This window comes from Sanguibacter antarcticus (assembly GCF_002564005.1).
Classification (GTDB): domain Bacteria; phylum Actinomycetota; class Actinomycetes; order Actinomycetales; family Cellulomonadaceae; genus Sanguibacter; species Sanguibacter antarcticus.
On the sequence record NZ_PDJG01000001.1, the window covers coordinates 1538326 to 1563056 of the forward strand.

Here is a 24731-nt window from a genome sequence, read left to right on the forward strand (position 1 = left end):
CAGCGGCCAATTTCTGAGGCCCTAGGCTCGGTTCTCACCCGGTCGTGTCGTGCCCGGTCAGCAGCCCTAGGACCTCGCGTGTCCGCACCACGTCTGCGTGCATCTGCTCGACGAGCGGTCCCATACCGTCGAAGCGCAGCGTCGGGCGAAGCCGCTCGACGAGCTCGATGACGACCTCCTCGTCGTACAGCTCGAGGTCCGTCCGGTCGAGGACGTACGCCTCGACCCTGCGTTGGACGCCGTCGAAGGTCGGGTTCGTCCCGATCGACACTGCTGCCGGCAGGACGGCATCGAGCGTCTGCGCCCCCCGCGCGAGCAGTCGAGGCCGTCTCAACCATCCTGCGTACACGCCGTCCGCAGGAACGATCCCGCTGGCGTCCTGGCTGAGGTTGGCGGTCGGGAACCCGAGGTCCCGTCCGCGGGCGTCGCCGTGCACGACGACGCCCCGCAGCTGGTGGTGGCGCCCCAGCAGCGTGCTCGCCGTCGCGACGTCGCCCTCCAGGAGAAGCCTGCGGACGACGGTCGAGGACCAGCGTGCGCTCTCGTCGTGACGTCCGACGTCGTCGACGACCATCACCTCGAAGCCGTACTTCTCGCCGAGGGACACCATCGTCTCGAGCGTCCCGCTGTTGTCGAGACCGAACCGCACGTCTCGACCGACGACCACCGTGCTGACGCCGAGCCCGTCGACAAGATACTCCTGCACGAACTCTTCGGGTGTGTGCCGTGCAAAGTCGAGGGTGTACTCGAGGAGCAGGACAGCATCGAGGCCTGTCGCCGCCATGAGCTCGAGGCGCTCCTCGACGCTGCAGATGAGCGGCGGAGCCTGGTGCGGGCGGTGCACCATCGCCGGATGCGGATCGAAGGTCACGGCGACCGCTCGCGCACCCGTCGTACGCGCACGGTCGACGATCGCGCCGAGCACCACAGCGTGCCCGCGGTGCACTCCGTCGAAGTTGCCGATCGTGACGACCGACGGGCCGAAGTTCTCGGGGACCTCCTCGAGGCCGGTCCAGCGTTCCACACCTGCTCCTGACCACGATCGAGGCGGTTGCTCACCGCACGCACTAGCGTGCCACGGGGTGGCACCGCCGACAGAATCTACCTACTGTGCCGGGGCGAAGACGAGCACGGGTCGTGCGTGCTCACCGTCGTCTTCGAGCAGCGCGACGAGCGTGCCGCCTGCCGAGACCGCTGCGACCGTCACCGTCTCGGTCGGGCAGGACGACGTCAGCCGCCTGCCGTGCCCGAGGTCACGGGTCTCGTCGTCGGTGAGGTCTCGGACGGGGAACCGGGCACGCGCAGCGTCGGCGAGAGGCATGACGTGCACGGTGCCGTCTCGCTCTACCTCAGCGGCGAGGTCCTCGAGCGTGCGTGCTCCCGACACCGTGTAGCCACCCACCCGTGTGCGCCGCAGCGCGGTCAGGTGCCCCCCGCACCCCAGCGCCACGCCCATGTCTCGTGCGAGCGCTCGGACGTACGTTCCTGACGAGCACACGACCGTGACATCGACGTCGACGACCGCCGACCCGTCGTGAGTCTCGCGCCTGACGTCCTCGACGTCGAATCTCGAGATCGTCACCGGCCGAGACGTGAGCTCGACGGTCTCGCCTGCGCGTACACGCGCGTAGGCCCGCTTGCCGTCGACCTTGACCGCGCTCACTGCGCTCGGAACCTGGAGGATCGCCCCGGTGAGCTCCGTGACCGACGCCCTCACAGCCTCGTCGGTCACGCCCGAGACGTCGCCCGTGACGAGCACCTCCCCCTCGGCGTCGTCGGTCGTCGTGCTCGCACCGAGACGGACGGTCGCGCGATACTCCTTGTCCTCCCCCACGACGTAGGTGAGGAGCTTGGTCGCGCGGCCGATCCCGAGCACGAGCACCCCGGTCGCCATCGGGTCCAGCGTTCCTGCGTGGCCGACCTTGCGGGTCGAGGCCAGCCCACGCATCCGTGCGACGACATCATGGCTCGTCCACCCCTGAGGCTTGTCGACGACGACGAAACCGTCAGCTGCAGGAGGACGCCTCGCGGGACGTGCGTGCGCACCGCCCGACAGGGGTGAGTCGTTCATGCGTCGTCGTCAGCCGCTGCCTGCTCAGGCGCCGCAGGCTTCTTGTACGGGTCCTCGTCTCCCGCGTAGCTCGCCGTCTTGCGCAGAGCGTCGAGCTCCTGGTCTCGTCGGTGCGCCTCGTGGAGCGCGGCGTCGAAGGTCGCTGCGTTCTCTGGGATCGAGTCGAGGAAGAACTCGAGCGTCGGCGTGAGCCGGATACCGGTCTGCTTGCCGACCTCGGAGCGGATGAGGCCCTTGGCGCTCTCGAGAGCCGCAGCCGACCCGGTGCGGGCTTCCTCGTCGCCGAGGACGGTGTAGAACACCGATGCGTTCTGGAGATCACCTGTCACGCGGACGTCGGTGATCGTGACGAATCCAAGACGAGGGTCCTTGATCCGGGTGTCGATCATCTGGGCGACGATCACCTGGATACGTTCGGCAACCTTGCGGGCCCGGGGGTGGTCAACCATGACAGTTCCTTCCTCTGACGGTCTGGTGGCGGGGGCGAGCCTCGCCGAACGGCCAGAGGGCCCCCAGGACGACGCGTTCCGGCGTGAGCCGGGCGTCGCCCCGAGGGGCCCTCTGGGGTCGTGCTAGGAGCGCGGCTTCTCGCGCATCTCGAACGTCTCGATGACGTCGTCGACCTGGAGGTTGTTGAAGGATCCGAGCCCGATACCGCACTCGTAGCCTTCGCGGACCTCGGTCGCGTCGTCCTTGAACCGCTTGAGCGACTCGACCGAGAGGTTGTCCTCGATGACCGTGCCGTTGCGCAGCACCCGGGCCTTCGTGTTCCTCCTGATCGTGCCAGAGCGCACGAGGCAACCGGCGATGTTTCCGAACTTCGAGGAACGGAAGATCTCGCGGACCTCGGCGGTGCCGAGCTGCGCTTCCTCGAACTCCGGCTTGAGCATCCCCTTGAGGGCTGCTTCCACGTCGTCGATCGCCTGGTAGATGACCGAGTAGAACTTGATGTCGACGCCCTCGCGGTCAGCGAGCTCGGCGACGCGCTCACCGGTCTTGACGTTGAAGCCGATGATGACGGCGTTGTCGACCGTCGCGAGGTTGACGTCGTTCTGCGTGATGGCACCCACTCCACGGTGGATGACCCGCAGCTCGACCTCGTCGCCCACGTCGATCTTGAGCAGCGCGTCTTCGAGCGCCTCGACGGCACCGGAGACATCTCCCTTGAGGACGAGGTTGAGGGTCTCGACCTTGCCCTGCTGGAGCGCCTGCGTGAAGTCCTCGAGGCTGATGCGCTTGCGACGCTTGGCCAGGAGAGCTGCACGCTCGGCTGCCTCACGCTTCTCGGCGATCTGCCGAGCCGTGCGGTCGTCCGGTGCCACGAGGAACGTGTCGCCGGCGCGAGGCACCGACGTGAGCCCGAGGACCATGACCGGACGGGCAGGCGTAGCTGCCTCGACCGTCTCGCCGTGCTCGTCGAACATCGCACGGACGCGTCCGTAGGCGGTGCCCGCGACGATCGAGTCACCGATGTGCAGCGTTCCCGACTGGACGAGGACCGTCGCGACGGCACCGCGTCCCTTGTCGAGGTTGGCCTCGATAGCCACACCACGTGCGTCCTTGTTCGGGTTGGCACGGAGGTCGAGCGACGCGTCCGCCGTCAGGAGGACTGCACCGAGAAGCTCGTCGATGTTCAGTCCCTCACGGGCAGACACGTTGACGAACATCGTGTCGCCACCGTATTCCTCCGCCACGAGGTTGTACTCGGTGAGCTGCTGGCGGATCTTGTCCGGGTTCGCAGACTCCTTGTCGATCTTGTTGACGGCAACCACGATCGGCACGCCAGCGGCCTGAGCGTGGTTGAGCGCCTCGATCGTCTGAGGCATCACACCGTCGTCGGCCGCCACCACGAGGATCGCGATGTCGGTGACCTGGGCACCACGTGCACGCATGGCGGTGAACGCCTCGTGACCCGGGGTGTCGATGAAGGTCAGCGCACGGTCGATGCCCTCGTGCTCGTGGCGCACCTGGTACGCACCGATGTGCTGCGTGATGCCACCGGCCTCGCCCGAGACGACGTCCGTCTTGCGGATCGCATCGAGGAGTCGCGTCTTTCCGTGGTCGACGTGACCCATGACGGTCACGACAGGCGGACGAGCCTCGAGCTCGTCGTCGCCCTCGGCGTCCAGCTCGGCATCGAGGTCGATGTCGAAGCCGCCGAGCAGCTCACGGTCCTCTTCTTCGGCCGAGACCATCTCGATGATGTAGCCGAGCTCGGATGCGAGCGTTCCGAACGTGTCCTCGTCGAGGGACTGCGTCGCCGTCGCCATCTCACCGAGGTGGAAGAGAACAGTGACCAGGCTGGCGGGGTTCGCGTCGATCTTGTCAGCGAGGTCGTTGAGCGACGAGCCGTGCCGCAGCCGGACGACAGTCTTGCCGTTGCCGCGGGGAACCTGCACGCCACCGAGCGACGGTGCCTGCATCTGCTCGAACTCTTGACGCTTCGCGCGCTTCGACTTCCGCCCACGTACCGGACGGCCTCCAGCGCGACCGAATGCACCCTGGGTGCTGCCGCGGCCTGCTCCACCACGTCCACCACCGCCGCCGGGACGGCCAGCGAAACCGCCACCGCCGGCCGGCGCTCCGCCAGGTCCGCCGGTACCGCCTCCAGGACGACCTCGGCCGCCGCCTGCCCCGCCGCCTGGGGCGCCCGGGCGACCGGGTCCACCAGGAGCGCGCTCACCGGGGCGTCCGACCGCGCTGCGCCCGGGCATCATGCCCGGGTTCGGGCGTGCGCCACCAGGGCGCGGCGCTGCCGGGCGAGGACCGCCCGGACGCTCGGTCGTGTTGGCCGCAGGCGCTGCGGGGTTGACGTTGTCCGTGCGCTCTGTGCGCTCGGGACGCTGCCCCGGGCGCGGCATGCCCTGGCTGGTGGCGAACGGGTTGTTCCCCGGCCGAGGAGCACCGGATCGTGGCATGCCCTGGCTCGGTGCGAACGGGTTGTTGCCGGGACGCGGGCTGCCCGGACGAGGTGCTGCCGCCTGGCCCTGAGGACCGGGGGTTCGCGGAGACTCGGCCCGAGGTGCCTCGACGGGCTCCGCCGGAGCCTGCTTCGGGGTCGGGGCAGCCGGCCGCGGCGAGGGTGCCGCTGGAGCAGCAGGTGCTGCCGCGGGCGCTTCGGCGGCCGGCGCGGGTGCCGGCACAGGTGCGGGCGCCTCGACCGGAGCAGCCACAGGCTCGGGCGTTGCGGCAGGGGCGGGCGTCTGAACCGGCGCCTGCTCTGCGGGACGCGGGGCGGGCTTCTGCGCGCCAGGCTTCTGCGGGGCGGGCTTCTTCGGCGCAGGCTTGGCCGCTGGGGCTTCGCTCTGCGGTGCCGGGAACGCGTCCCGGAGCTTGCGGACGACCGGGGGCTCGATCGTCGATGATGCTGACCTGACGAACTCACCGAGCTCGGTGAGCTTGGTCATGATTGTCTTGCTTTCCACCCCGAGCTCTTTTGCGAGCTCGTAGACGCGGACCTTAGCCACAACTCTCCTGTCTTGGTCCACCCAAGGCAGGAGGACCGTCGTTAGTGCTGGGAACTCATCGCTGAGTACTCATCGGGTGCCCATCGGCTTCTGACCCGCTTCCTTGTCGACGTGTCGTGCTCGCGAGGGGCACGGACCCCAACGCTTCGGTCATGCTCTGCAGATCGATGTTCGCCGCCGCGCGAAGTGCACGCGGGAACGCCTTGCGCTTCAGCGCGAGCTCGCCGCACCGCGCGGAAGGGTGCAGCCACGCGCCGCGTCCCGGTGACGTGCGTCCGAGATCGGCTACGACGACAGCCTCGCTGCCGGTCGCTGCGTCTCCAGGATGGATCACGAACCGGATCATCTGCGTCTGTTCATCACGCTCCCTGCACCCTACGCACGTCCTCACCGGTCCGCTGCACGCCAGAGAAGCTGATGGCGTGCAGGTGGACGTGGAAGACACGCCTGAAGAGTACGGGGTACGTGACCCAGACTTTGTCAGTCTAGCGCGCCTCGTCACGTCTCGTGACCTATCGGGCCACGTCGACGTCGCTCTCGTCGTCTTCCGGCACGCCACCGTCCGACCGGATGTCGATGCGCCACCCCGTCAGCTTTGCGGCGAGCCGGGCGTTCTGACCTTCTTTGCCGATCGCCAACGACAGCTGAAAATCAGGGACGACGACGCGCGCAGCGCGGGCTTCGGCGTCGACGACCGTCACAGAGCTCACGTTGGCCGGCGACAGCGCGTTGCCCACGAAGCGCGCAGGATCGTCGCTGTAGTCGACGATGTCGATCTTCTCTCCGTGCAGCTCCGCCATCACCGCACGCACCCGCTGACCCATCGGCCCGATGCAGGCCCCCTTGGCATTGAGCCCGGCGACCCTGGTCCGCACCGCCATCTTGCTCCGATGGCCCGCTTCCCGAGCGATCGCAACGATCTCGACCGATCCGTCCGCCACCTCCGGAACTTCGAGCTCGAAGAGCTTCCGGACGAGGTTCGGGTGGGTCCTGCTCAACGAGATCGACGGTCCCTTCATCCCGCGCGACACGTCGAGGACGTAAGCACGCAGCCGCTCCCCGTGGACGTAGCGCTCGGTCGGAACCTGCTCGTGGGCTCCGAGCATCGCTTCGGTCCCTCCCACGTCGACGAACACGGTCCGCGGGTCGCGCCCCTGCTGGATGACGCCCGCGATGACCTCGCCCTCCTTGCCTCGGAACTGGCCGAGGACCTGCTCGTCCTCCGCGTCGCGGAGGCGCTGCATGATCACCTGGCGCGCGGTCGCGGTCGCGATCCGACCGAAGTCTCGCGGTGTGTGGTCGAACTCTGGACCGAGGGTCGAGGGACGGGCGACGAACGCTTCCGGCTCCCCGGACTCGGCGTCGACGCCCACCTGCTCGACCTCGGGCTCGATGTCCTCTCGCGCCCAGACCGTCACGTGCCCGCTGCGGCGGTCGACCACGACGCGCGCTGTCCGGCACGCGTCGGGCGTGCGCTGGTATGCCAGTGCGAGGGCCTGCTCGATCGCGGAGACCAGGACCTCCATGCTGATGTCGCGCTCTCGCTCCAGCATGCGCAGCGCGCTCATGTCGATATCCATCTCAGACCTCACCATCCGTCTGGTCGGAGCTGTCCGACCCCTCAAAGTCCGTGAAAGAGCTCTCGTCCAGCTTTTCAGCGCGTCGCAGCTCGACCTCGACCTGTCCTGAACGAACATCGACGAGCGGTACCCGACGTTCTCCGTCCTCGAACACGAGATCTGTTCCGTCGAGCGCCGTCAGCCGTGCAGTGAACGACGAGCCGTCGACCAGGTGCACCTCGACGAGGCGGGTGCGTGCACGCTTGAAGTGCCTGAGCTCCGTCAGGGGTCGCGACGTTCCTGGAGACGTCACCTCGAGGGTGTATGCACCTCGCATGGTCTGGCGCTCGTCGAGGACGTCAGAGATCACACGGGCTACCTCGGCGACCTGGTCGAGACCGACCGAACCGGTCTCGTCTTCTGACAGGTCGACCACGATCCGCACGACCGTCTTCGCCCCTGCAGGCGCGACCTTGACGTCCTCGAGGAAGAGGCCGGTGCTCTCGACGCCCGGTCGCACCGCGTCCGCGACCTGCTGTGCGGTAGTTGCTGCCGCCATCACTTCACTCCCGTTCAGCTCCACAGCCCACCGGGCATGGATCAGACCGGTGTGTTGTTGTACGGGCCAAGCCTACCGAGTCCCTCGGGGCACGCAGCACGCAGGCACAGACAGACCACCCTGCGGAGGCTGCGGTCGACTGTCGGACCACCATGACATGATCATGCCTGATGAACACCATGCGGCCGGTTCCCGGCCATTCCACCGTATGCAGTGCTCGAAGCACCGGTCGCTCGGCCGGGCACGAGAAGACGCGGACCGACCGGCTGCGGGTGATGATCGGCACACTTCTCACGCTCGTCGTGCTCGGTGGCTGCGGCCTCCGCCTCGAGAGCGCCGAGATCCCAGAGCTGGCACCCGACGCCGACGAAATCTCGCGTCAGGCCATGGTCGCAGACGCTATCGCGATCCGCGACGCAGCCTCGGAGGCGCTCCTCGAGGTGTCTGCTGAGAGCCCGACCGCCGCCTCCTTGCAGCAGGTCACCGACTTTGCGGCCCTGCACCTCGACGCACTCGGCGGGGAATACGTCTCGGGGCTCAGCCACACCACCAGCGAGAACGAGAGCGAGGCCGACGCATCCACGCAGACGTCGCTCGACCCTGACACGTTCGCGGACAAGACCGCCACGGACCCGTCGGAGCTCCCCGGCGTCGGCGATGCGACCGACGGGACAGCCCCGACAGACACCGCGACGACGGCTGTCGCCACTCCGGAGTCCGTCGTGTCGCTCCTCGCGCAGTCGTCAGCACGAGCCCGCGGGTCGCTGGCCACTCCCGCGGACGGGGCTCTCGCACGGCTCTACGTCTCGATCGCCGCGTCCCAGATCGAGTCGGCACGGGCCCTCGCGGAAGCGGCCGGTACGGAGTTCGTCCTCCCCGAAGCGTTCGGTACAGACCTCCCCGAGACGCTCCCGACGAACCTGTCGACCACCGACCTGACGACGCTCGTCAGGAGCGAAGACTCAGCGGGCTACGCGTACGAGGTAGCCGCCGCACGGCTCCCGTCGGACGCTCGGACACTGTCCTTGGCGCGCGCGTCCGCACACCGTGAGCATGGCCAGGAGTGGGCCGAGCTAGCATCCGTCGCCGAGACGACCACGGACCCCCGTCAAGTCGCCTACGACCTTCCTGACGGGGTCGACGGCGGTGCCCCGCTCTCCGGGGTCGAGACCATCGTGCCGTTCGCTGCGCAGATCGAGTCGACGCTGACGACGACCTACGCGACGCTCGCCGGACAGGTCGCACCAGACGAACGCGCACCGTTCCTCGATGCTGTCGTCGACACGTACGCGACAGCTCGTGCCTTCAGCGCTCCGCTGCAGCCGTTCCCAGGGATGCCTGAACAGCTGTGATCGGCAGGAGCGGGAGGAGCCGACCGTCATGACGGCCGCTCCTTCCGCTCCTGCTCGGCCATGAGGAACCAGGAGAGGTCCTGAAACCTCTCAGAGCAGCTCGACGAGCTCCGCGACCCGGTCAGCGGCCTGGTCCACCGGAACCTGCTCAGACGTCCCACCGATGCGGGGGCGAACCTCGATGACGCCCTCGGCCAGGCCCCTACCGACGACGACCACCAACGGAACCCCGAGCAGCTCGGCGTCAGCGAACTTCACGCCTGGCGAGACCCTCGGACGATCGTCGTACAGCACCTCGATCCCTCGGGTCGAGAGCGTCTGGGCGATCGACTCGGCAGCCTCGAAGACAGCCGCGTCCTTGCCCGTCGCCACGACGTGCACGTGAGCAGGCGCGACATGCACCGGCCACGCGAGGCCCTTCTCGTCATGGTTGGCCTCGGCGAGCGCCGCGAGCGCGCGGGTCACTCCGATGCCGTAGGAACCCATCGTCACGGTCACGCGCTTGCCGTTGACGTCGAGCACCTTGAGCCCGAGCGCCTCGGCATACTTACGCCCGAGCTGGAAGATGTGCCCGATCTCGATTCCACGTGCAAGCTCGAGCGGGCCGGAGCCGTCAGGAGCGGGGTCGCCCGGGCGCACCTCAGCGGCCTCGATGGCCTCGTCACCGACGAAGTCACGACCGGCGACCAGGTCGAAGACGTGCTTGCCTACCTCGTTCGCGCCCGTGATCCACCGTGTGCCGTCGACGATGCGGGGGTCGAGGAAGTACCGCGTAGCGGTCTCGCTGCCCGTGTTCGCCCGGCCGATCACCCCTGGACCGATGTACCCCTTGACGAGGTGCGGCGCCTTCGCAAAGTCGGCGTCGTTTGCAGGCTCGGCCTCGGCTGGTGCAACCGCCGCCCCGAGACGTCTGAGGTCGACCTCGCGGTCGCCCGGCAGCCCGACGACGACGACCTCGCGCGAGCCGTCGGGGAACACCAGGGCAAGGACGACGTTCTTCAGCGTGTCTGCGGCGGTCCAGGCGACGCCGTCAGCGCGCGGGTGCTCCGCGTTCGCGAGCGCGACGAGCGAGGCGATGGTCGTCGTCGACGGCGTGCTCTCGACGTGCGAGACGGGCGCGTCGGTCCAGTCGATCGCAGGAGGAGGGAGCGTGACGACCGCCTCGACGTTCGCCGAGTACCCGCCGGGCGAGCGGACGAACGTGTCCTCGCCGATCGGGGTGGGCGTGAGGAACTCCTCGCTGCGGGACCCTCCCATCGCGCCGGACGTCGCGGCGACGATGACGTACTCCAGGCCGAGCCGCTGGAAGATGCGCTCGTAGGCATCACGCTGCGTCTGGTAGGCGACGTCGAGCCCGGCGTCGTCGACATCGAACGAGTAGGCGTCCTTCATGATGAACTCGCGGCCACGGATGAGGCCGGCGCGCGGACGCGCTTCGTCCCGGTACTTGGTCTGGATCTGGAACAACGTCACCGGCAGGTCCTTGTACGAGGAGTACAGGTCCTTGACGAGGAGCGTGAACATCTCCTCGTGAGTAGGCGCGAGCAGGTACTCGGCATCCCGCCGGTCGGTGAGCCGGAAGAGGTTGGGACCGTACTCGGTCCACCGGTTGGTCGCCTCGAACGGTTCACGGGGCAGGAGCGCCGGGAAGTGCACCTCCTGCGCTCCGGTGCGTTCCATCTCCTCCCGGACGATGGCCTCGACCTTGGCGAGGACCCGTAGGCCGAGCGGGAGCCACGAATAGATCCCTGGTGCGGCGCGACGAATGTACCCGGCACGCAGGAGAAGACGGTGACTGGCGACCTCAGCGTCGGCAGGGTCTTCCCTCAGGGTCCGGACGAACAGCGTAGAAAGACGAAGAAGCATGTGCAGAGCCTAGTCGTTCACGACGGACTGGCCTGACCGGTCGTCCTGCCGCACAGGACCGACCACGGTGCGCCGCCCGGACAGCCCGCTAGAACAGCACCGTCGCAAACGTGCCGACCTGTTCGAACCCGACCCGCCGGTACGTCGCCAGCGCCCGGGTGTTGTAGCTGTTGACGTACAGGGACACCATCGGCGCGGAGTCCCTGCGGGTGGCACGCACCACGGCAGCCATCCCCGCAGCCGCCAGGCCTCGTCCCCGGTGGTGCGGTGCGACCCAGACCCCCTGGACCTGAGCGACCGTGCGGGTGACTGCCCCGAGCTCGGCCTTGAACACGACGCCAGTCACTCCGTCCGGCTGCTCGTGACGCGTCGTGCGCACCAAGGAGTGGCGCTCGATCACGAGCGAACGGACCCGGTCCTCGTAGGCGCTGCCTGCAAACTCGATCGGCGAGTACCCCACCTCTTCGATGAACATCGACACGCATGCCGGGAGGAGCACCGCATAGTCGTCGAGCGTCGAGTAGCGCACCTCTTCGTCCGGGTCGACTCGGGGATCCGCGTCGATGACCATCGACGGCTGCTCGGTCCGCACGTCCCTCGGCCGCGGCCACACGTCTTCGAGACGCTGCCACAGGCCGAGCACGAGCGCTGCTGGTCCGACGATCGACGAGCATCGTCGTCCCCGGCTGCGGGCGAGGTTGGCAAATGCGTCGATCGCCTCTGTGGCTCCGGACGGCACGACCGGCACGAGGTTCGCTCCGGACCAGCACACCGCTTCGAGCGGTCCCTCAGCGGGATATCCCCACACCTGGCCGGTCGTTCGAGCGAGCCCGAAGAGGATCGCTGTCTCGATCCGCGTGGTCGCGAGCACCGACGCGACGGGATCGATCGCGCACAGAGCCAACGCCGCACCAAGGTCGACGTCTGTGAGCACGCGCGCCTGCGGTGGGCGTCGTGGGAGCCCGCGCTCGCCGGTCAGTGCCATGACGACATCGTGCCTCAGACGCGCCGGTCCGGCCGTTCCACGGACACGCTCAGCTCACCGTGACGACTGCCGCGCCGCCTTCTCCCGGAGCGCGCTCCATGGTCTCGGCGATGCGCATCGCTTCCTCGATGAGCGTCTCGACGATGAGCGCCTCGGGGACGGTCTTGACGACCTCTCCGCGGACGAAGATCTGGCCCTTGCCGTTACCGGATGCGACACCGAGATCCGCTTCTCGAGCTTCACCGGGACCGTTGACGACGCAGCCCATCACCGCGACACGGAGCGGGACGTCGAGCCCCTCGAGCCCAGCAGTGACCTTCTCTGCCAGCGTGTACACGTCGACCTGTGCGCGCCCGCACGACGGGCAGGAGACGATCTCGAGCTTGCGGGGACGAAGGTTGAGCGCCTGGAGGATCTGGATGCCGACCTTCACCTCTTCCACGGGCGGCGCGGAGAGCGAGACTCGGATCGTGTCGCCGATACCGCGCGAGAGGAGTGCTCCGAACGCGGTCGCCGACTTGATGGTGCCCTGGAATGCAGGACCGGCCTCGGTCACGCCGAGGTGCAGCGGCCAGTCGCCGCGCTCGGACAGCAGCTCGTACGCACGAACCATGATCACCGGGTCGTTGTGCTTCACCGAGATCTTGAAGTCGTGGAAGCCGTGCTCCTCGAAGAGGGACGCCTCCCACACGGCGGACTCGACGAGTGCCTCGGGTGTCGCCTTGCCGTACTTCGCGAGCAGCCTGGGATCGAGGGACCCCGCGTTGACCCCGATGCGGATGGAGACGCCGGCGTCGCTGGCGGCCTTCGCGATCTCCTTGATCTGGTCGTCGAACTTGCGAATGTTCCCCGGGTTCACTCGGACCGCGGCGCACCCGGCGTCGATGGCGGCGAAGACGTACTTCGGCTGGAAGTGGATGTCCGCGATGACCGGGATCTGGGACTTCTTCGCGATCGCTGGCAGCGCCAGTGCATCGTCGGGACTCGGCACCGCGACACGTACGATGTCGCAGCCTGCCGCGGTCAGCGCCGCGATCTGTTGAAGGGTGCCGTTGATGTCGGTCGTCGGAGTGGTCGTCATCGACTGCACGCTCACGGGAGCGTCACCGCCGACAAACACCTTCCCGACCTTGATCTTCCGCGTCTTGCGACGGGGCGCCAGCACGGGCGCAGGGGCTTCTGGCATGCCAAGACTGATAGGAACACTCACTAGACCAGTATCCCCCGTGCGAGAGGACCTGCACGCCGCCGACCAGATCCGGTACCAAAAACGACCACAGTCTTCACGTCAGGCGGATGGGTTTGACGATGTCGGCATACACCAGCAGGACGCCCATGGCTGCGAGAACGACGAACACGCCATAGGCGAGAGGCATCATCCGTGCGGTGTCCGCAGGGAGAGAACGTTCTCGGCCACGGACGCGGGCGACCTGGCGTCGTGCGCCCTCGTAGAGCGCTCCGAGGACGTGCCCGCCGTCGAGCGGCAGGAGCGGGATGAGGTTGAACGTGAACAAGGCGATGTTCAGTCCGGCGAGGATCATGAGCAGGTCGGCCGACATGAGCTCGACACCATAGCCGTCGACGTCAGACGACGTGATCTCCCCCGCGAACCGGCCGATGCCGACGACACCGATCACCGAGTTCTCGTCGCGCTCCTCGTCGCCGAACACAGCTTGCGCCACGTCGACGAGGCGTTGCGGAAGGGTGAGCATGACGCTCGCGGTCTGCGAGAGCCGCTCCCCGATCATCCCGGGGACGAGCGTGATGGACTGTCCCTCGAGCTCCTCTGTCGGGCCGATGCCCAGGAACCCGGCGGGTTCGGTGATCGCGTCGCCGGACGCGTCGACCGTCGGGGCACCGTCCGCGTCGTAGACAGGGCGGTCGGTGACCACCGGTGTGATCTCGGTCTCTACCCGCTGTCCGTCGCGCTCGACGACGATGCTTGTGGTCTCGCCTCCGGTCTGCGCGATCTGGTCAGCAAGCTGGTCCCAGCCGGAGACGTCGTCTCCCCCGAACGCGACGATCGTGTCGCCCGGGAGCAGACCTGCCGCTGCTGCGGGCGCCGCGAGGTCAGCATCTGTGCACGCGGCGTCAGCCGGCGCGTCGAGCGGCAGGACGCAGGTGGAGACCCTCTCGAGAGTGGTCGTGGGCTCGAGCTGACCGAACCCGACCACCACGGCAGTGGTGAGCACGATCGCGATGAGGAGGTTCATCACCGGTCCGCCGAGCATGACGACGACCTTCTTCGGAGACGAGAGGTTGTAGAATGCCCGGTGCTCCTCCCCCGGGTAGATCTCGTCAGCGCTGGCGTCGCGGGCGGACTGGATCAGCTCGGCAATCCGTCCCGTCTTCTCAGCACGGCGCGGGTCGCCCGGCGGATACATACCGACGAGGCGCACATAGCCACCCAGAGGGATCGCCTTGAGGCCGTACTCGGTCTCCCCTCGTGTGGTGGACCACAGGGTGGGACCGAAACCCACCATGTACTGGCTGACACGGACGCCGAAGCGCTTCGCCGGCACCATGTGACCGATCTCGTGGAGACCGATCGACACGAGCACGCCGACCACCATCACCAGCACGCCGACGAGGTAAGCCATCACATCTCCTTGTGTGCTGCGCCGACGCGCCAGTCACCGGGTCGTTCGTCCCGACCCGCGACGCACGGGCCGGTCATCGTTGCTGATCATGCCGCGCCCACCTGGGTGTTGGCAGGGAACGCACGCGGAGAGCCTACCGGCGAGCGAGGATCTCCCGCGCTCGGGCGCGCGCCCAGCCCTCAGCAGTTAAGACCGCGTCGAGGGTGAGATCGTCAGCGTGCTCCACGTGCGCCTCCAGAACCTTCTCGACCGTGTCGACGATGTCGAGGAACCCGATCCTCCCCTCGAGGAACGCGGCGACGCACTCTTCGTTGGCCGCGTTGTACACGGCAGGGTGCGTCCCGGAGAGGTCCGCCACGTGCCGTGCCAGACGGACGGCGCCAAAGACCGTCTCGTCGAGCGGCTCGAACGTCCACGCCGTCGGGTCCGTCCACGAGCACGGGCTCGCGACCTCGTCGAGACGCTCCGGCCAGCTGAGACCGAGCGCGATTGGCAGCCGCATGTCCGGCGGAGACGCCTGGGCGATCGTCGAGCCGTCGATGAACTCCACCATCGAGTGCACGACCGACTGCGGGTGCACGACGACCGTGATGTCCGCGACCGGGACGTCGAAGAGCAGGTGCGCCTCGATGAGCTCGAGCCCCTTGTTCATGAGCGTTGCCGAGTTGATGGTCACGACGGGGCCCATCGTCCACGTGGGGTGGGCGAGAGCCTCCGAGGGTGTGACGGGCTTGAGCGCGTCCCGAGCACGCCCACGGAACGGACCACCCGACGCGGTGAGGATGAGCCTGCGCACCTCTCGGGGCTCCCCGGAGCGAAGGCACTGCGCGATCGCCGAGTGCTCGGAGTCCACCGGGACGATCTGGTCCGCACGCACCTGTGCGGCACCGACCAGCGCCCCACCGACGACGAGCGACTCCTTGTTCGCCAGCGCGAGAGTCGAACCGGCACGCAGCGCGGCGAGCGTCGGGGCGAGCCCGACCGACCCTGTGATGCCGTTGAGCACGACGTCGGCCCCCGAGCCAGCAACCACGGTGGCGGCGTCCGAGCCAGCGACGACCTCGACGGAGCCCGCAGCGCGGCCTGCCTGTCGCAGGCGCGCGTCGATCGCGTCGCGCACCGGACCGTGCCGGGTCTCGTCTGCGACCGCGACCGTGCGCACGCTCAGAGCGACGGCCTGCTCGGCGAGGAGGTCGACGTCCCGGCCTCCGGCGCTGATCGCCTCGACCTGGAAGCGGGTCGGGTGCCGGGTGATGACGTCGACAGCCTGTGTCCCGATCGAGCCGGTCGAACCGAGGATCGAGACGGTGCGAGGGCTACTCGACACCGAGCAGCACCTCGACGGCTCGTGCGAGGAACGCGTCCACCGGTGCCTCGGCATACCCGTCGCGCCCCTTACGCGACCGGAAGACTGCACCGCGCACCTCGACCGCAGTGAGGGTCTCGGTGTGGTCGAAGTACGCCACGAGACGCTCGCAGAGGTCGTCGACGTCGTCCTTGTCGTATCCGGGCCTGCCCCGAGCAGCGCTCTCGAAGCGCTCGCCGTCAGGACGTCCCAGACGCGCGTACAACGAGCGGGCACGGTCTGCGAGTTCGGCCATCCAGGCGCTCTGCCCCTGCGCGAGGATCACCTCGTGACGTTGTCGCGCGACGAAGGCGCTCTCGAGCCGGTCCAACGCCGCATCGACCTCGCTCGTCGTATAGCCGCCACGGGTCAGCTCGAACGTGCACGTCTGGATGTCGGTGCTCGTGAGCGGATCTGTGGCCACTCCCTCGTACACCTCGCGTGCATGGTCGAAGAAGTCGTCGACCTCATCCTTTTCGTACCCGAGCGTGAACCTCGAAACTGACGAGAACACCTTCGTCATCACTCTTCCTCTGCAGCCAGCTGCCCGCACGCGCCATCGATGTCGCTACCGCGTGTGTCCCGGATCGTGGTCGGGATCCCGTGCGCACGCAATCGTGCCACGAACTCCGCCTCGACGGCAGGGTCGCTCGCAGTCCAGATCGATCCAGGCGTGGGATTGAGCGGGATCGGGTTGACGTGAACCCAGCCCTTGCCACGAGCGTTGAGCTTCTCGCCGAGCATGTCGGCACGCCATCCCTGGTCGTTCATGTCCCGGATGAGGGCGTACTCGATGCTCACGCGTCGTCCGGTGACCACGAAATAGTTGCGTGCTGCGTCGAGGACCTCGTCGACCGACCAGCGGGTGTTGACCGGGACGAGCGTGCTGCGCAGCTCGTCGTCCGGCGCGTGCAGCGAGAGGGCGAGGGTGACGGGGATGCCCTCCTTCGAGAGCTTGTTCATCGCCGGCACGAGGCCCACGGTCGAGACAGTGATGTTCCGCGCGGACATCCCGAGGCCGTCCGGGGTCGGGGCGACGCACTGGCGCACGGTCCCCATCACAGCCTTGTAGTTGGCCAGCGGCTCCCCCATGCCCATGAACACGAGGTTGTTGAGCCGTGTAGCACCCCCGGGGATCTCACCGTCAGCCAACGACCGGGCTGCAGAACGCACCTGCTCGACGATCTCTGCCGTCGAGAGGTTGCGTGTCAGTCCGAGCTGACCCGTCGCGCAGAACGGGCACGCCATGCCGCACCCGGCCTGGCTCGACACGCAGAGGGTCGTCCGGTTGGTGTATCGCATGAGCACCGACTCGACCTTGACCTGGTCGAACAGGTGCCAGAGGGTCTTCACTGTCGTCCCACCGTCGGCCTCCATCGACCGAGACTGCGTGAGCAGCGCTGGAAAGAGCTCGGCGACAAGACGCTCTCGCGTGGCCTTCGGGAGGTCGGTCATCAGATCAGCATCACGGGTGAGGTGAGTGAAGTAGTGCGTCGCGAGCTGTTTTGCCCGGAACGGCTTCTCGCCGAGCTCAGTGACAGCCAGGACGCGTTCCTCAGGAGTCATGTCCGCAAAGTGGCGCGGCGGCTTGCCGCGGCGCGGGGCCGTCATGGTCAAGGTGAGCGGCGTGGGTTGTGCAGCCATGGTGAGATCCAGTCGTTGCGGGGGTGGTGCAGCGTCAGGCAGGAAGGTCAGGCGCCACGGAGAGCAAGAGGTAGACGAACGGCGCGGTCAGCAAGAGCGAGTCGAGACGGTCCAAGACGCCCCCGTGACCGGGCAACAACGAACCCATGTCCTTCAATTCTAGGTCGCGCTTGATGAGCGACTCCGAGAGGTCACCGAGGGTCGCTGTGAGCGGTGTGAAGAACCCGAGCATGAGACCGACGACAGGGTTGATCTGGAGAACGAGGACAGCACCCACCAGCCCGATCGCGAGGCAGAGGATGAACGACCCGACGAGCCCCTCCCAGCTCTTCTTCGGACTCACCGACGGGGCCAAGGGGTGCCGGCCGAAGAGGACGCCCGCAAAGTAGCCGCCGACGTCGTTCGCGACGGCGAGCAAGATGAAGATGAGCACCTGCTCGCGCCCGTTGTCAGCTGCGAGCATGAGCATGACGAACCCACCCATGAGCGGCAGGTACGACGCAGCGAAGACGCCCGCCGAGGCGTCCTTGACCGCAGCGATGCCTCCGCCGTCGACGACACGCCACACCACGACCCCAGCGACGGTCAGGATGAACGAGACCATGAGGGCCTCGGGTCCGGCCGTATAGGTCGACACGAGCATCCCGGTCGTCCCCACCCAGAGCGGGAGCAACGGGATGTGCACACCCCGTCTGCCCAGGGCCCGAGAGAGCTCCCAGAGCGCGGCGCTGATCGCGACGACCGCGAAGACGATGAAGTACTCCTTGCGGAAGTACAACGACGCACCGACGATCGCGAGGAGCCCGACACCGACGAGGATCGCCATCGGCAGGTTGCGACCGGTACGAAGGGTCTGCGGTACCTGTTCAGAGTGTCCGGAGTCCGCCATCAGACTTCGAGGAGCTCGGCTTCCTTGTTCGCGAGGAGCGCGTCGATGGCCTCGACATGACGCTTCGTGATCGCCTCGAGCTCCTTCTCGGCGCGAGTGCCCTCGTCTTCGCCAGCCTCGCCGTCCTTCACGAGCCTGTCGAGCGTCTCCTTGGCCTTGCGGCGCACGCTGCGTACCGAGACGCGCGAGTCCTCCGCCTTGGTCTTGGCCAGCTTGACGTACTCCTTGCGACGCTCCTCTGTGAGGACCGGGAGGACGATACGGATGACGTTGCCGTCGTTGCTCGGGTTGACTCCGAGGTCCGAGTCCCGCAGGGCACGCTCCATGGCCGGCAACGACGTCTTGTCGAACGGCGTGAGCAGGATCGTGCGGGCTTCCGGGGTGTTGAACGACGCAAGCTGCTGCAACGGGGTCGGGGTGCCGTAGTACTCGACGACGATCCGCGAGAACATCGAGGCGTTCGCTCGACCGGTACGGATGGTCGCGAAGTCCTCCTTGGCGACCTGGATCGCCTTGTCCATCTTGTCTTCTGCCTCGAGCAGCGTCTCGTCGATCACCGGTACTCCTTCATCGTGATGGGACAGCCACGCGAACCGCATGGCACGGTCGTTCCTCAGCCGGCGGCATGCCGCCGGCTGTCATCGTGCAGTGACCAGCGTGCCGATCTTCTCACCCAGGAGAGCACGGGTGACGTTCCCCTCCTCGTCCATGCCGAACACGCGCATCCGCACGTCGTTGTCGCGGCACAGGCTCAGGGCCGTCGCGTCCATGACCGCAAGGTCCTTGACGAGCGCGTCGGTGTACGTCACGTGCTCGAGCTTGGTCGCGGACGAGTCCTTGCGCGGATCGGCTGTGTAGACACCGTCGACGCCGTTCTTGCCCATGAGGACCTCGTGGCAGTGCGTCTCGAGCGCACGCTGGGCAGCGACAGTATCAGTGGAGAAGTACGGCATACCTGCTCCGGCGCCGAAGATGACCACACGGCCCTTCTCGAGGTGCCGGATCGCGCGGAGCGGGATGTACGGCTCCGCGACCTGTCCCATGGCGATAGCTGTCTGCACGCGCGTGCTCACCCCCGCCTGCTCGAGGAAGTCCTGGAGCGCGAGGCAGTTCATGACCGTCCCGAGCATCCCCATGTAATCGGCCCGAGCCCGGTCGAGCCCCTGCTGGGAGAGCTCAGCGCCGCGGAAGAAGTTCCCTCCTCCGACGACGATCGCGACCTGGACACCCGCAGCCACCGCCTCGGCGATCTCTGCCGCAACCCGGCGGACGACCACCGACGCGAGCCCGATCTGGCCGCCCCCGAACGCCTCTCCGGACAGCTTGAGCAGGACACGCCTGGCTCCCGGTTCGACATCTGCCTTCTCGTGCTTGCTGTGGTCTGTCAAGGTTCGAGCCACCTGTCTTCCTGCCATCGACCGATCAGTCTGTGTGTACGGAAGCCCGGCCCGCGAAAAGCGGACCGGGCTGCCGATGGAGCTGGATTCAGGAACCCACGCGGAAGCGCACGAACTCCGTGACGGAGCCCTTCGCCTCGGCAAGGACCTGCGTGACAGTCTTCTTCGGGTCCTTCGCGAGAGGCTGGTCGAGGAGGACCACGTCCTTGAAGAACCCACCGAGGCGACCCTCGATGATCTTCGGCATCGCAGCCTCGGGCTTGCCCTCGTTGCGCGAGGTCTCCTCGGCGATACGGCGCTCGCTGGCGACCGTCTCGGCGGGGACGTCCTCGCGTGACAGGAACGTCGGAGACATCGCAGCGATGTGCTGGGCGATGTCCTTGCCGACGACGGAGCCGGCCTCGTCGCTGCCGACGAGAACGCCGATCGACGGTGGCAGGTCCTTGCTCGTGCGGTGCAGGTAGCTCGTGACCTTCGGAGCGGTGACGCTCGCGACACGGCGCAGGACGATCTTCTCGCCGAGCGTCGCAGCGGTCGTCGAGACGAGCTCCGCGAGGGTCTGACCGTCGACCTGGGCGGCCAGTGCCGCGTCGACCTCGGTCGCGCCGCTGGCGACGACCGCGTCGAGGACGCGCGCTGCCAGGGCGACGAAGCTGTCGCTCTTGGCGACGAAGTCCGTCTCAGAGTTGATCTCGATCATCGTGCCGACCTCGCCGGCGTCGGTCGAGTTGACGACGAGGGCGACGAGGCCCTCCGAGGTCGTGTTGCCCTCACGCTTGCTGACGCCCTTGAGGCCCTTGATCCGGATGATCTCGAGCGCCTTCTCAGCGTTCCCGTCAGCCTCGTCGAGCGCTTTCTTGACGTCGAGCATGCCAGCGCCCGTGCGCTCGCGCAGCGCCTTGATGTCTGCGGCGGTGTAGTTCGCCATATCTGTGTGTCCTTAGAGTGAAGAAGCGGTTTCGCGGAGCTGGGTGGCCGCCGGACGAGTCCGGCGGCCACCCGGGATGCTCTGCTTACTTGGACTCGACCTCGGGAGCGGGCTCCGCGACGACGGCTGCCTCAGCCTCGACGGCGGGGGCAGGAACCTCGGCGGCAGGAGCCTCAGCGGCGGGGGCAGCAGCCTCAGCAGCAGGAGCCTCAGCGGCAGGAACAGCAGCCTCAGCAGCAGGAGCCTCAGCGGCAGGAACAGCAGCCTCAGCAGCAGGAGCCTCAGCGGCAGGAACAGCAGCCTCAGCAGCAGGAGCCTCAGCGGCAGGAACAGCAGCCTCAGCAGCAGGAGCCTCGGACGACGTGAGGAGCTCGCGCTCCCACTCGGCGAGGGGCTCGGTCGCGGTGCCGGTCTCGGCCGCCGCGCCGGACTTGCCGGCGTGACGCTGGATGAGGCCCTCGGCGACAGCGTCAGCGATGACTCGCGTCAGCAGCGCGACGGCGCGGATGGCGTCGTCGTTGCCCGGGATCTTGTAGTCCACGACGTCAGGGTCGCAGTTCGTGTCGAGGATCGCGACGATCGGGATGTGCAGCTTGCGAGCCTCGTCGACAGCGAGGTGCTCCTTGTTCGTGTCGACGATCCACACGGCAGAGGGGACGCGAGCCATGTCCCGGATTCCACCGAGCGTGCGGGCGAGCTTGTCGCGCTCGCGACGCATGATGAGCAGCTCCTTCTTCGTGAACGCGCTTCCTGCGACGTCGTCGAAGTCGATGAGCTCGAGCTCCTTGAGGCGCTGGAGGCGCTTGTTCACGGTCTGGAAGTTGGTGAGCATCCCACCGAGCCAGCGGTGGTTGACGTACGGCATGCCGACGCGGACTGCCTGCTCGGCAACCGGCTCCTGCGCCTGCTTCTTCGTTCCGACGAAGAGGATGGAGCCGCCGTGGGCGACCGTCTCCTTGACGAACTCGTACGCCGTGTCGATGTACGTGAGCGACTGCTGGAGGTCGACGATGTAGATGCCGTTGCGCTCCGTGAAGATGAACCGCTTCATCTTCGGGTTCCAACGGCGGGTCTGGTGTCCGAAGTGGACACCGCTCTCGAGGAGCTGGCGCATGGTCACAACGGCCATGGCACTTCCTTTCGGTACGTCCCGGACAGGTCTCGGGTGTCGCACACTTGTCGGCGGTCCTCGCGGACCGCATCTCGGTTGCTGACAGGCTCCGGACGGAGCATGTCTCTGCACCACGAGCGACGACGCCGGGTATCCCGGACCGCTGTCGTCTGCTCGAGCCGGGCTGAGCCGGCCGTCTGGTGCGTGAAGTCGATCGCGTCCGGGCGTCCCACAGTCACAGGGTTGAGGGCGAAGCCCCCGGCCTTGGTCGTGCGGACAGCGCAAACGTGCCGATCGCGTCTATCAGTGTACCTGACACCCGGCCTGTGGACGGCCGAGCCGCTCCACACATGGCTGCGTTCCACGTCCTCGCGTCCGGCGCGCCACGACGATGGGTCCATGACTACTGATCGAACCGGACTCAGGCCGTCGCTCACGGCGCTCGTCACGCTGGTCGTCGCTGCGGTCCTCACCGTGACCGTCGCCAGCACGAGTGAGGCACGCGCACCGTCCGCGCACGAGGACCGCTACGTCCTCCCGTCCGGCGACGCTCCTGCCGGTACGACCCGCGCCGAGCTGCAGTCTTCCGGCGTCCTCGTCCGCGACTTCGAGCCGCCCACGGTCCGTTGGGGCGCGGGACACCGTGGGGTAGACCTCCGCTCTGGAGACGGGGCCACGGTGGTGGCACCGCAAGCAGGCGTCGTGACGTTCGTCGGCGTCGTCGTCGACCGGCCGCTCATCGTGATCAGTCATCCCGACGGACTTCGATCGACCCTCGAGCCCGTCACGAGCACTCTCACAACAGGGACGTCCGTCGGGCGTGGAGACGTCCTGGGGTCCCTGGCGCCGGACGTCGCGACGCACTGTGCGCCGGACGCCTGCCTCCACTGGGGCGTTCGGCGCGCCGAGGAGTACATCGACCCCTTGGAGCTCGTCGTCGAGCGCGAGGCGGTGATCCTCCTGCCCCTCGACCACACCTGACAGGCGTGCCGTCAAGGGTGGTGCCGAGCAGTCAGAGACCTTCGCTCGTCGTGAGCTTCGTCCGGAGCCTCGTCATCGCCGCCGTGTGCATCTGCGAGATCCGCGACTCGGTCACGCCGAGGACGCGACCAATCTCCGCGAGGGTCATTCCCTCGTAGTAGTACAAGACGAGCATGATCTTCTCGCGCTCCCCGAGCTGCTCCATCGCCTGCGAGAGCAGGAACTTGGTCTCCTTCGCCTCGAACGTCCGCGCAGGGTCATGGCTGCGCGCCTGCTGGACGGTATCGAGCGCACTCACCTGCTCGATCCGGTCTCCAGCACCGAGCACCTCGTCCAGCGCGACGAGATTGACGTTCGCCACCTGTCCCTGGATCCCTCGGAGCTCTGACTCCGTGATCTCCATGTGCGCAGCGATCTCGGTGTTGGACGGCGCACGGTGGAGCTCGCCCTCGAGATCAGCGTGAGCCCGGTCCACCGCACGCGCCTTGCTCCGTACCGACCGTGGGATCCAGTCGACAGCACGCAGCTCGTCGAGGATCGCACCACGGACACGCGAGCTGGCATAGGTCTCGAACTTGACGTCCCTGCCAATCTCGAACTTCTCGATGGCGTCGATGAGACCGAACATCCCGTAGGAGACGAGGTCAGCGTGCTCGACCGAGCTGGGCAGGCGCATCCCAACCCGGGACGCGACCATCGCGACGAGAGGCGCGTAGTGAAGGATGAGCCTCTCGCGGAGCGCCGCGGTGCGACAGAGCTTGTACTGCTCCCAGACGGCGAGGATCTCAGCCTCGGCCTCGCCGTCACGACGGACCGTGACGTCCATCGGCGCTGCCGGTGGAGTGTCCGCACGGGCTGCGCTGTCGAGCCGAGCGTGCAGAAGTCCCGAGCGTGCGGGCCTGCGGAGGGTGGACGACGCCGAGACTCCGGAGGGGAGCGCGGCGGAACGTGCTGCTGGCATCTTGCTCTCAAAATCTCTCATGCGCGGGGGTGCGCCAACTGGTACGAGGAGCGCAGGCGCTCGGCGGAGACGTGCGTGTAGCGCTGGGTCGTCGCGAGGGTTGCGTGCCCGAGGACTTCTTGGACGGTCCGGAGGTCCGACCCGCCCTGGAGGAGGTGGGTGGCGGCACTGTGCCGCAGGTCGTGCGGGGCGACATCGTCGACGCCGGCGACCGCAGCAAGGCGATGAACCGCCTCGCGCACCTGGCGCTGTCCCCAGCGCTGCCCGCGCTGCCCGACGAACAGTGCCTCGGTGTGGCTCTGTCCGATGAGCCGAGGCCTGCCGGACTCGCACCAGGCTTCGATCGCACGGGCCGCAGGCACGCCGAAGGGAACCACGCGTTCTTTGTCGCCCTTGCCGATCACTCGAGCGGTCCGCTCGGCGACGTCGACGTCCGAGAGGTCGAGCTCGACGATCTCTCCGACACGTGCGCCGGTGGCGTAGAGCATCTCGACGCACGCCCATGTGCGCAGGTCCGACGGGCTACCGTCTGCGGCGATGTCTCTCGCAGCGTCCATGAGCGTCGCTGCGCTGTTCACCGCGAGCACGGTCGGAAGAACCTTGTGCAGGCGCGGGCTGGCCAGGCGGGCCGACGGGTCGTCGTCGATACGGCCCGTCCGCGCGGCCCAGTCGAAGAAGGTACGGATCGCCGCACCTCGTCGAGCGACCGTCGACCGGGAGAGCTGACGGCCTGCCATCTCGGCGAGCCAGGCACGGAGCATCGCGAGGTCGATCTGGTCGAACGCGTCGACGTCACGTCCACGGGCAAAGGCGAAGAGCTGCTCGAGGTCGGACGAGTACGCCCGGACGGTGTGGGCGGAGAGGCCGCGCTGCGCGGTCAGATGCACCGCGAAGTCAGCCAGGACACCTGGTTCGTCTCGGGCACTGTCGGCCTCTGGATGCGGATGCATCTCAATACCGTGACGGGTATCAGCGTCGGTTTCAAGGCTGAGGATTGGAAACCACCCCGACTTCCT

The 24731-nt window shown here is 67.6% G+C and carries 23 protein-coding genes; 2 read left to right on the plus strand and 21 right to left on the minus strand.

The genetic code is table 11. The annotated features are described in order from the left end of the window. Positions 1-34: 34 nt before the first annotated feature. From ATL42_RS06960 to ATL42_RS06990, 7 genes are all read right to left on the minus strand, one after another. Positions 35-1024, minus strand: coding sequence for a bifunctional riboflavin kinase/FAD synthetase (locus tag ATL42_RS06960; RefSeq protein ID WP_098454723.1), 990 nt, complete (start codon positions 1022-1024; stop codon positions 35-37). 81 nt (positions 1025-1105) lie between these two features. After that, the gene (truB, locus tag ATL42_RS06965) at positions 1106-2071 is read right to left on the minus strand and encodes a tRNA pseudouridine(55) synthase TruB (RefSeq protein ID WP_098454724.1); all 966 of its coding nucleotides are present in this window, start codon (positions 2069-2071) and stop codon (positions 1106-1108) included. Beyond that, on the minus strand, positions 2068-2520 hold the full coding sequence (gene rbfA, locus ATL42_RS06970; protein ID WP_098454725.1) for a 30S ribosome-binding factor RbfA: 453 nt from the start codon (positions 2518-2520) through the stop codon (positions 2068-2070). Before rbfA ends, truB begins: the two co-directional genes overlap by 4 nt. A gap of 123 nt (positions 2521-2643) precedes the next feature. Beyond that, positions 2644-5538: a translation initiation factor IF-2 gene (infB, locus tag ATL42_RS06975; protein ID WP_098454726.1), complete on the minus strand. Its 2895-nt coding sequence runs from the start codon at positions 5536-5538 to the stop codon at positions 2644-2646. Positions 5539-5593: 55 nt separating this feature from the next. Further along, the gene (locus ATL42_RS06980) at positions 5594-6097 is read right to left on the minus strand and encodes a YlxR family protein (RefSeq protein ID WP_342748117.1); all 504 of its coding nucleotides are present in this window, start codon (positions 6095-6097) and stop codon (positions 5594-5596) included. After that, the gene (nusA, locus tag ATL42_RS06985; protein ID WP_098454728.1) at positions 6051-7118 is read right to left on the minus strand and encodes a transcription termination factor NusA; all 1068 of its coding nucleotides are present in this window, start codon (positions 7116-7118) and stop codon (positions 6051-6053) included. Before nusA ends, ATL42_RS06980 begins: the two co-directional genes overlap by 47 nt. A gap of 1 nt (position 7119) precedes the next feature. Continuing rightward, positions 7120-7656, minus strand: coding sequence for a ribosome maturation factor RimP (locus ATL42_RS06990; RefSeq protein WP_098454729.1), 537 nt, complete (start codon positions 7654-7656; stop codon positions 7120-7122). A 275-nt stretch (positions 7657-7931) separates the two neighbouring features. On the opposite strand from ATL42_RS06990, the gene ATL42_RS06995 reads away from it, so the two are divergent. Then, entirely contained in the window at positions 7932-9008 is a 1077-nt protein-coding gene (locus tag ATL42_RS06995) for a DUF4439 domain-containing protein (RefSeq protein WP_169925360.1), read from the plus strand. Positions 9009-9098: 90 nt separating this feature from the next. Here ATL42_RS06995 and ATL42_RS07000 read toward each other — a convergent pair whose 3' ends face one another. The 12 genes from ATL42_RS07000 to rpsB form a co-directional block, all read right to left on the minus strand. Continuing rightward, positions 9099-10874: a proline--tRNA ligase gene (locus ATL42_RS07000; RefSeq protein ID WP_098454731.1), complete on the minus strand. Its 1776-nt coding sequence runs from the start codon at positions 10872-10874 to the stop codon at positions 9099-9101. An 88-nt stretch (positions 10875-10962) separates the two neighbouring features. Continuing rightward, positions 10963-11859: a GNAT family N-acetyltransferase gene (locus ATL42_RS07005; protein ID WP_098454732.1), complete on the minus strand. Its 897-nt coding sequence runs from the start codon at positions 11857-11859 to the stop codon at positions 10963-10965. A gap of 49 nt (positions 11860-11908) precedes the next feature. Continuing rightward, positions 11909-13045, minus strand: coding sequence for a flavodoxin-dependent (E)-4-hydroxy-3-methylbut-2-enyl-diphosphate synthase (gene ispG, locus ATL42_RS07010; RefSeq protein WP_245862250.1), 1137 nt, complete (start codon positions 13043-13045; stop codon positions 11909-11911). A 97-nt stretch (positions 13046-13142) separates the two neighbouring features. Beyond that, positions 13143-14459, minus strand: coding sequence for a M50 family metallopeptidase (locus ATL42_RS07015; RefSeq protein WP_098454734.1), 1317 nt, complete (start codon positions 14457-14459; stop codon positions 13143-13145). Positions 14460-14592: 133 nt separating this feature from the next. Next, the gene (gene dxr, locus ATL42_RS07020; RefSeq protein ID WP_245862255.1) at positions 14593-15786 is read right to left on the minus strand and encodes a 1-deoxy-D-xylulose-5-phosphate reductoisomerase; all 1194 of its coding nucleotides are present in this window, start codon (positions 15784-15786) and stop codon (positions 14593-14595) included. After that, entirely contained in the window at positions 15776-16327 is a 552-nt protein-coding gene (locus ATL42_RS07025; RefSeq protein WP_098454736.1) for a DivIVA domain-containing protein, read from the minus strand. The genes dxr and ATL42_RS07025 overlap by 11 nt, the downstream gene beginning before the upstream one ends. Beyond that, positions 16327-17448, minus strand: a complete 1122-nt coding sequence (rlmN, locus tag ATL42_RS07030) for a dual-specificity RNA methyltransferase RlmN (RefSeq protein ID WP_098454737.1) — start codon at positions 17446-17448, stop codon at positions 16327-16329. The genes ATL42_RS07025 and rlmN overlap by 1 nt, the downstream gene beginning before the upstream one ends. 34 nt (positions 17449-17482) lie before the next feature. Next, positions 17483-18337 carry a phosphatidate cytidylyltransferase gene (locus ATL42_RS07035; protein WP_098454738.1) on the minus strand — a complete coding sequence of 285 codons (855 nt, stop codon included), beginning with the start codon at positions 18335-18337 and terminating at the stop codon, positions 17483-17485. Beyond that, positions 18337-18894, minus strand: a complete 558-nt coding sequence (frr, locus tag ATL42_RS07040) for a ribosome recycling factor (RefSeq protein WP_098454739.1) — start codon at positions 18892-18894, stop codon at positions 18337-18339. The genes ATL42_RS07035 and frr overlap by 1 nt, the downstream gene beginning before the upstream one ends. A gap of 81 nt (positions 18895-18975) precedes the next feature. Continuing rightward, positions 18976-19725: a UMP kinase gene (gene pyrH / locus ATL42_RS07045; protein ID WP_098454740.1), complete on the minus strand. Its 750-nt coding sequence runs from the start codon at positions 19723-19725 to the stop codon at positions 18976-18978. Positions 19726-19822: 97 nt separating this feature from the next. Beyond that, positions 19823-20662 carry a translation elongation factor Ts gene (tsf, locus tag ATL42_RS07050; protein ID WP_098454741.1) on the minus strand — a complete coding sequence of 280 codons (840 nt, stop codon included), beginning with the start codon at positions 20660-20662 and terminating at the stop codon, positions 19823-19825. A gap of 85 nt (positions 20663-20747) precedes the next feature. Beyond that, the gene (rpsB, locus tag ATL42_RS07055; protein WP_098454742.1) at positions 20748-21791 is read right to left on the minus strand and encodes a 30S ribosomal protein S2; all 1044 of its coding nucleotides are present in this window, start codon (positions 21789-21791) and stop codon (positions 20748-20750) included. Between the two features lie 381 nt (positions 21792-22172). Between rpsB and ATL42_RS07060 the strand changes: the two genes are divergently transcribed. Continuing rightward, positions 22173-22754 (plus strand): M23 family metallopeptidase, encoded by a 582-nt coding sequence (locus tag ATL42_RS07060; RefSeq protein ID WP_098456407.1) that lies wholly within the window; start codon positions 22173-22175, stop codon positions 22752-22754. A 31-nt stretch (positions 22755-22785) separates the two neighbouring features. Here the strand turns inward: ATL42_RS07060 and whiG are convergent, their stop codons facing one another. Beyond that, the gene (whiG, locus tag ATL42_RS07065; protein WP_098454743.1) at positions 22786-23715 is read right to left on the minus strand and encodes an RNA polymerase sigma factor WhiG; all 930 of its coding nucleotides are present in this window, start codon (positions 23713-23715) and stop codon (positions 22786-22788) included. Positions 23716-23732: 17 nt separating this feature from the next. Further along, entirely contained in the window at positions 23733-24665 is a 933-nt protein-coding gene (locus ATL42_RS07070; protein ID WP_098454744.1) for a tyrosine recombinase XerC, read from the minus strand. Positions 24666-24731: the final 66 nt, after the last annotated feature.

What these genes read in the sequence shown, in the direction of transcription:
- truB (WP_098454724.1), bottom strand. Translation starts at nt 2,071, where the DNA reads ATGAACGACTCACCCCTGTCGGGCGGTGCGCACGCACGTCCCGCGAGG.
- rbfA (WP_098454725.1), bottom strand. Translation starts at nt 2,520, where the DNA reads ATGGTTGACCACCCCCGGGCCCGCAAGGTTGCCGAACGTATCCAGGTG.
- nusA (WP_098454728.1), bottom strand. Translation starts at nt 7,118, where the DNA reads ATGGATATCGACATGAGCGCGCTGCGCATGCTGGAGCGAGAGCGCGAC.
- ATL42_RS06990 (WP_098454729.1), bottom strand. Translation starts at nt 7,656, where the DNA reads ATGGCGGCAGCAACTACCGCACAGCAGGTCGCGGACGCGGTGCGACCG.
- ATL42_RS06995 (WP_169925360.1), top strand. Translation starts at nt 7,932, where the DNA reads ATGATCGGCACACTTCTCACGCTCGTCGTGCTCGGTGGCTGCGGCCTC.
- ATL42_RS07000 (WP_098454731.1), bottom strand. Translation starts at nt 10,874, where the DNA reads ATGCTTCTTCGTCTTTCTACGCTGTTCGTCCGGACCCTGAGGGAAGAC.
- ATL42_RS07005 (WP_098454732.1), bottom strand. Translation starts at nt 11,859, where the DNA reads ATGGCACTGACCGGCGAGCGCGGGCTCCCACGACGCCCACCGCAGGCG.
- ispG (WP_245862250.1), bottom strand. Translation starts at nt 13,045, where the DNA reads ATGCCAGAAGCCCCTGCGCCCGTGCTGGCGCCCCGTCGCAAGACGCGG.
- ATL42_RS07015 (WP_098454734.1), bottom strand. Translation starts at nt 14,459, where the DNA reads ATGGCTTACCTCGTCGGCGTGCTGGTGATGGTGGTCGGCGTGCTCGTG.
- ATL42_RS07025 (WP_098454736.1), bottom strand. Translation starts at nt 16,327, where the DNA reads ATGACGAAGGTGTTCTCGTCAGTTTCGAGGTTCACGCTCGGGTACGAA.
- rlmN (WP_098454737.1), bottom strand. Translation starts at nt 17,448, where the DNA reads ATGGCTGCACAACCCACGCCGCTCACCTTGACCATGACGGCCCCGCGC.
- ATL42_RS07035 (WP_098454738.1), bottom strand. Translation starts at nt 18,337, where the DNA reads ATGGCGGACTCCGGACACTCTGAACAGGTACCGCAGACCCTTCGTACC.
- tsf (WP_098454741.1), bottom strand. Translation starts at nt 20,662, where the DNA reads ATGGCGAACTACACCGCCGCAGACATCAAGGCGCTGCGCGAGCGCACG.
- rpsB (WP_098454742.1), bottom strand. Translation starts at nt 21,791, where the DNA reads ATGGCCGTTGTGACCATGCGCCAGCTCCTCGAGAGCGGTGTCCACTTC.
- ATL42_RS07060 (WP_098456407.1), top strand. Translation starts at nt 22,173, where the DNA reads ATGACTACTGATCGAACCGGACTCAGGCCGTCGCTCACGGCGCTCGTC.
- whiG (WP_098454743.1), bottom strand. Translation starts at nt 23,715, where the DNA reads ATGCCAGCAGCACGTTCCGCCGCGCTCCCCTCCGGAGTCTCGGCGTCG.
- ATL42_RS07070 (WP_098454744.1), bottom strand. Translation starts at nt 24,665, where the DNA reads ATGCATCCGCATCCAGAGGCCGACAGTGCCCGAGACGAACCAGGTGTC.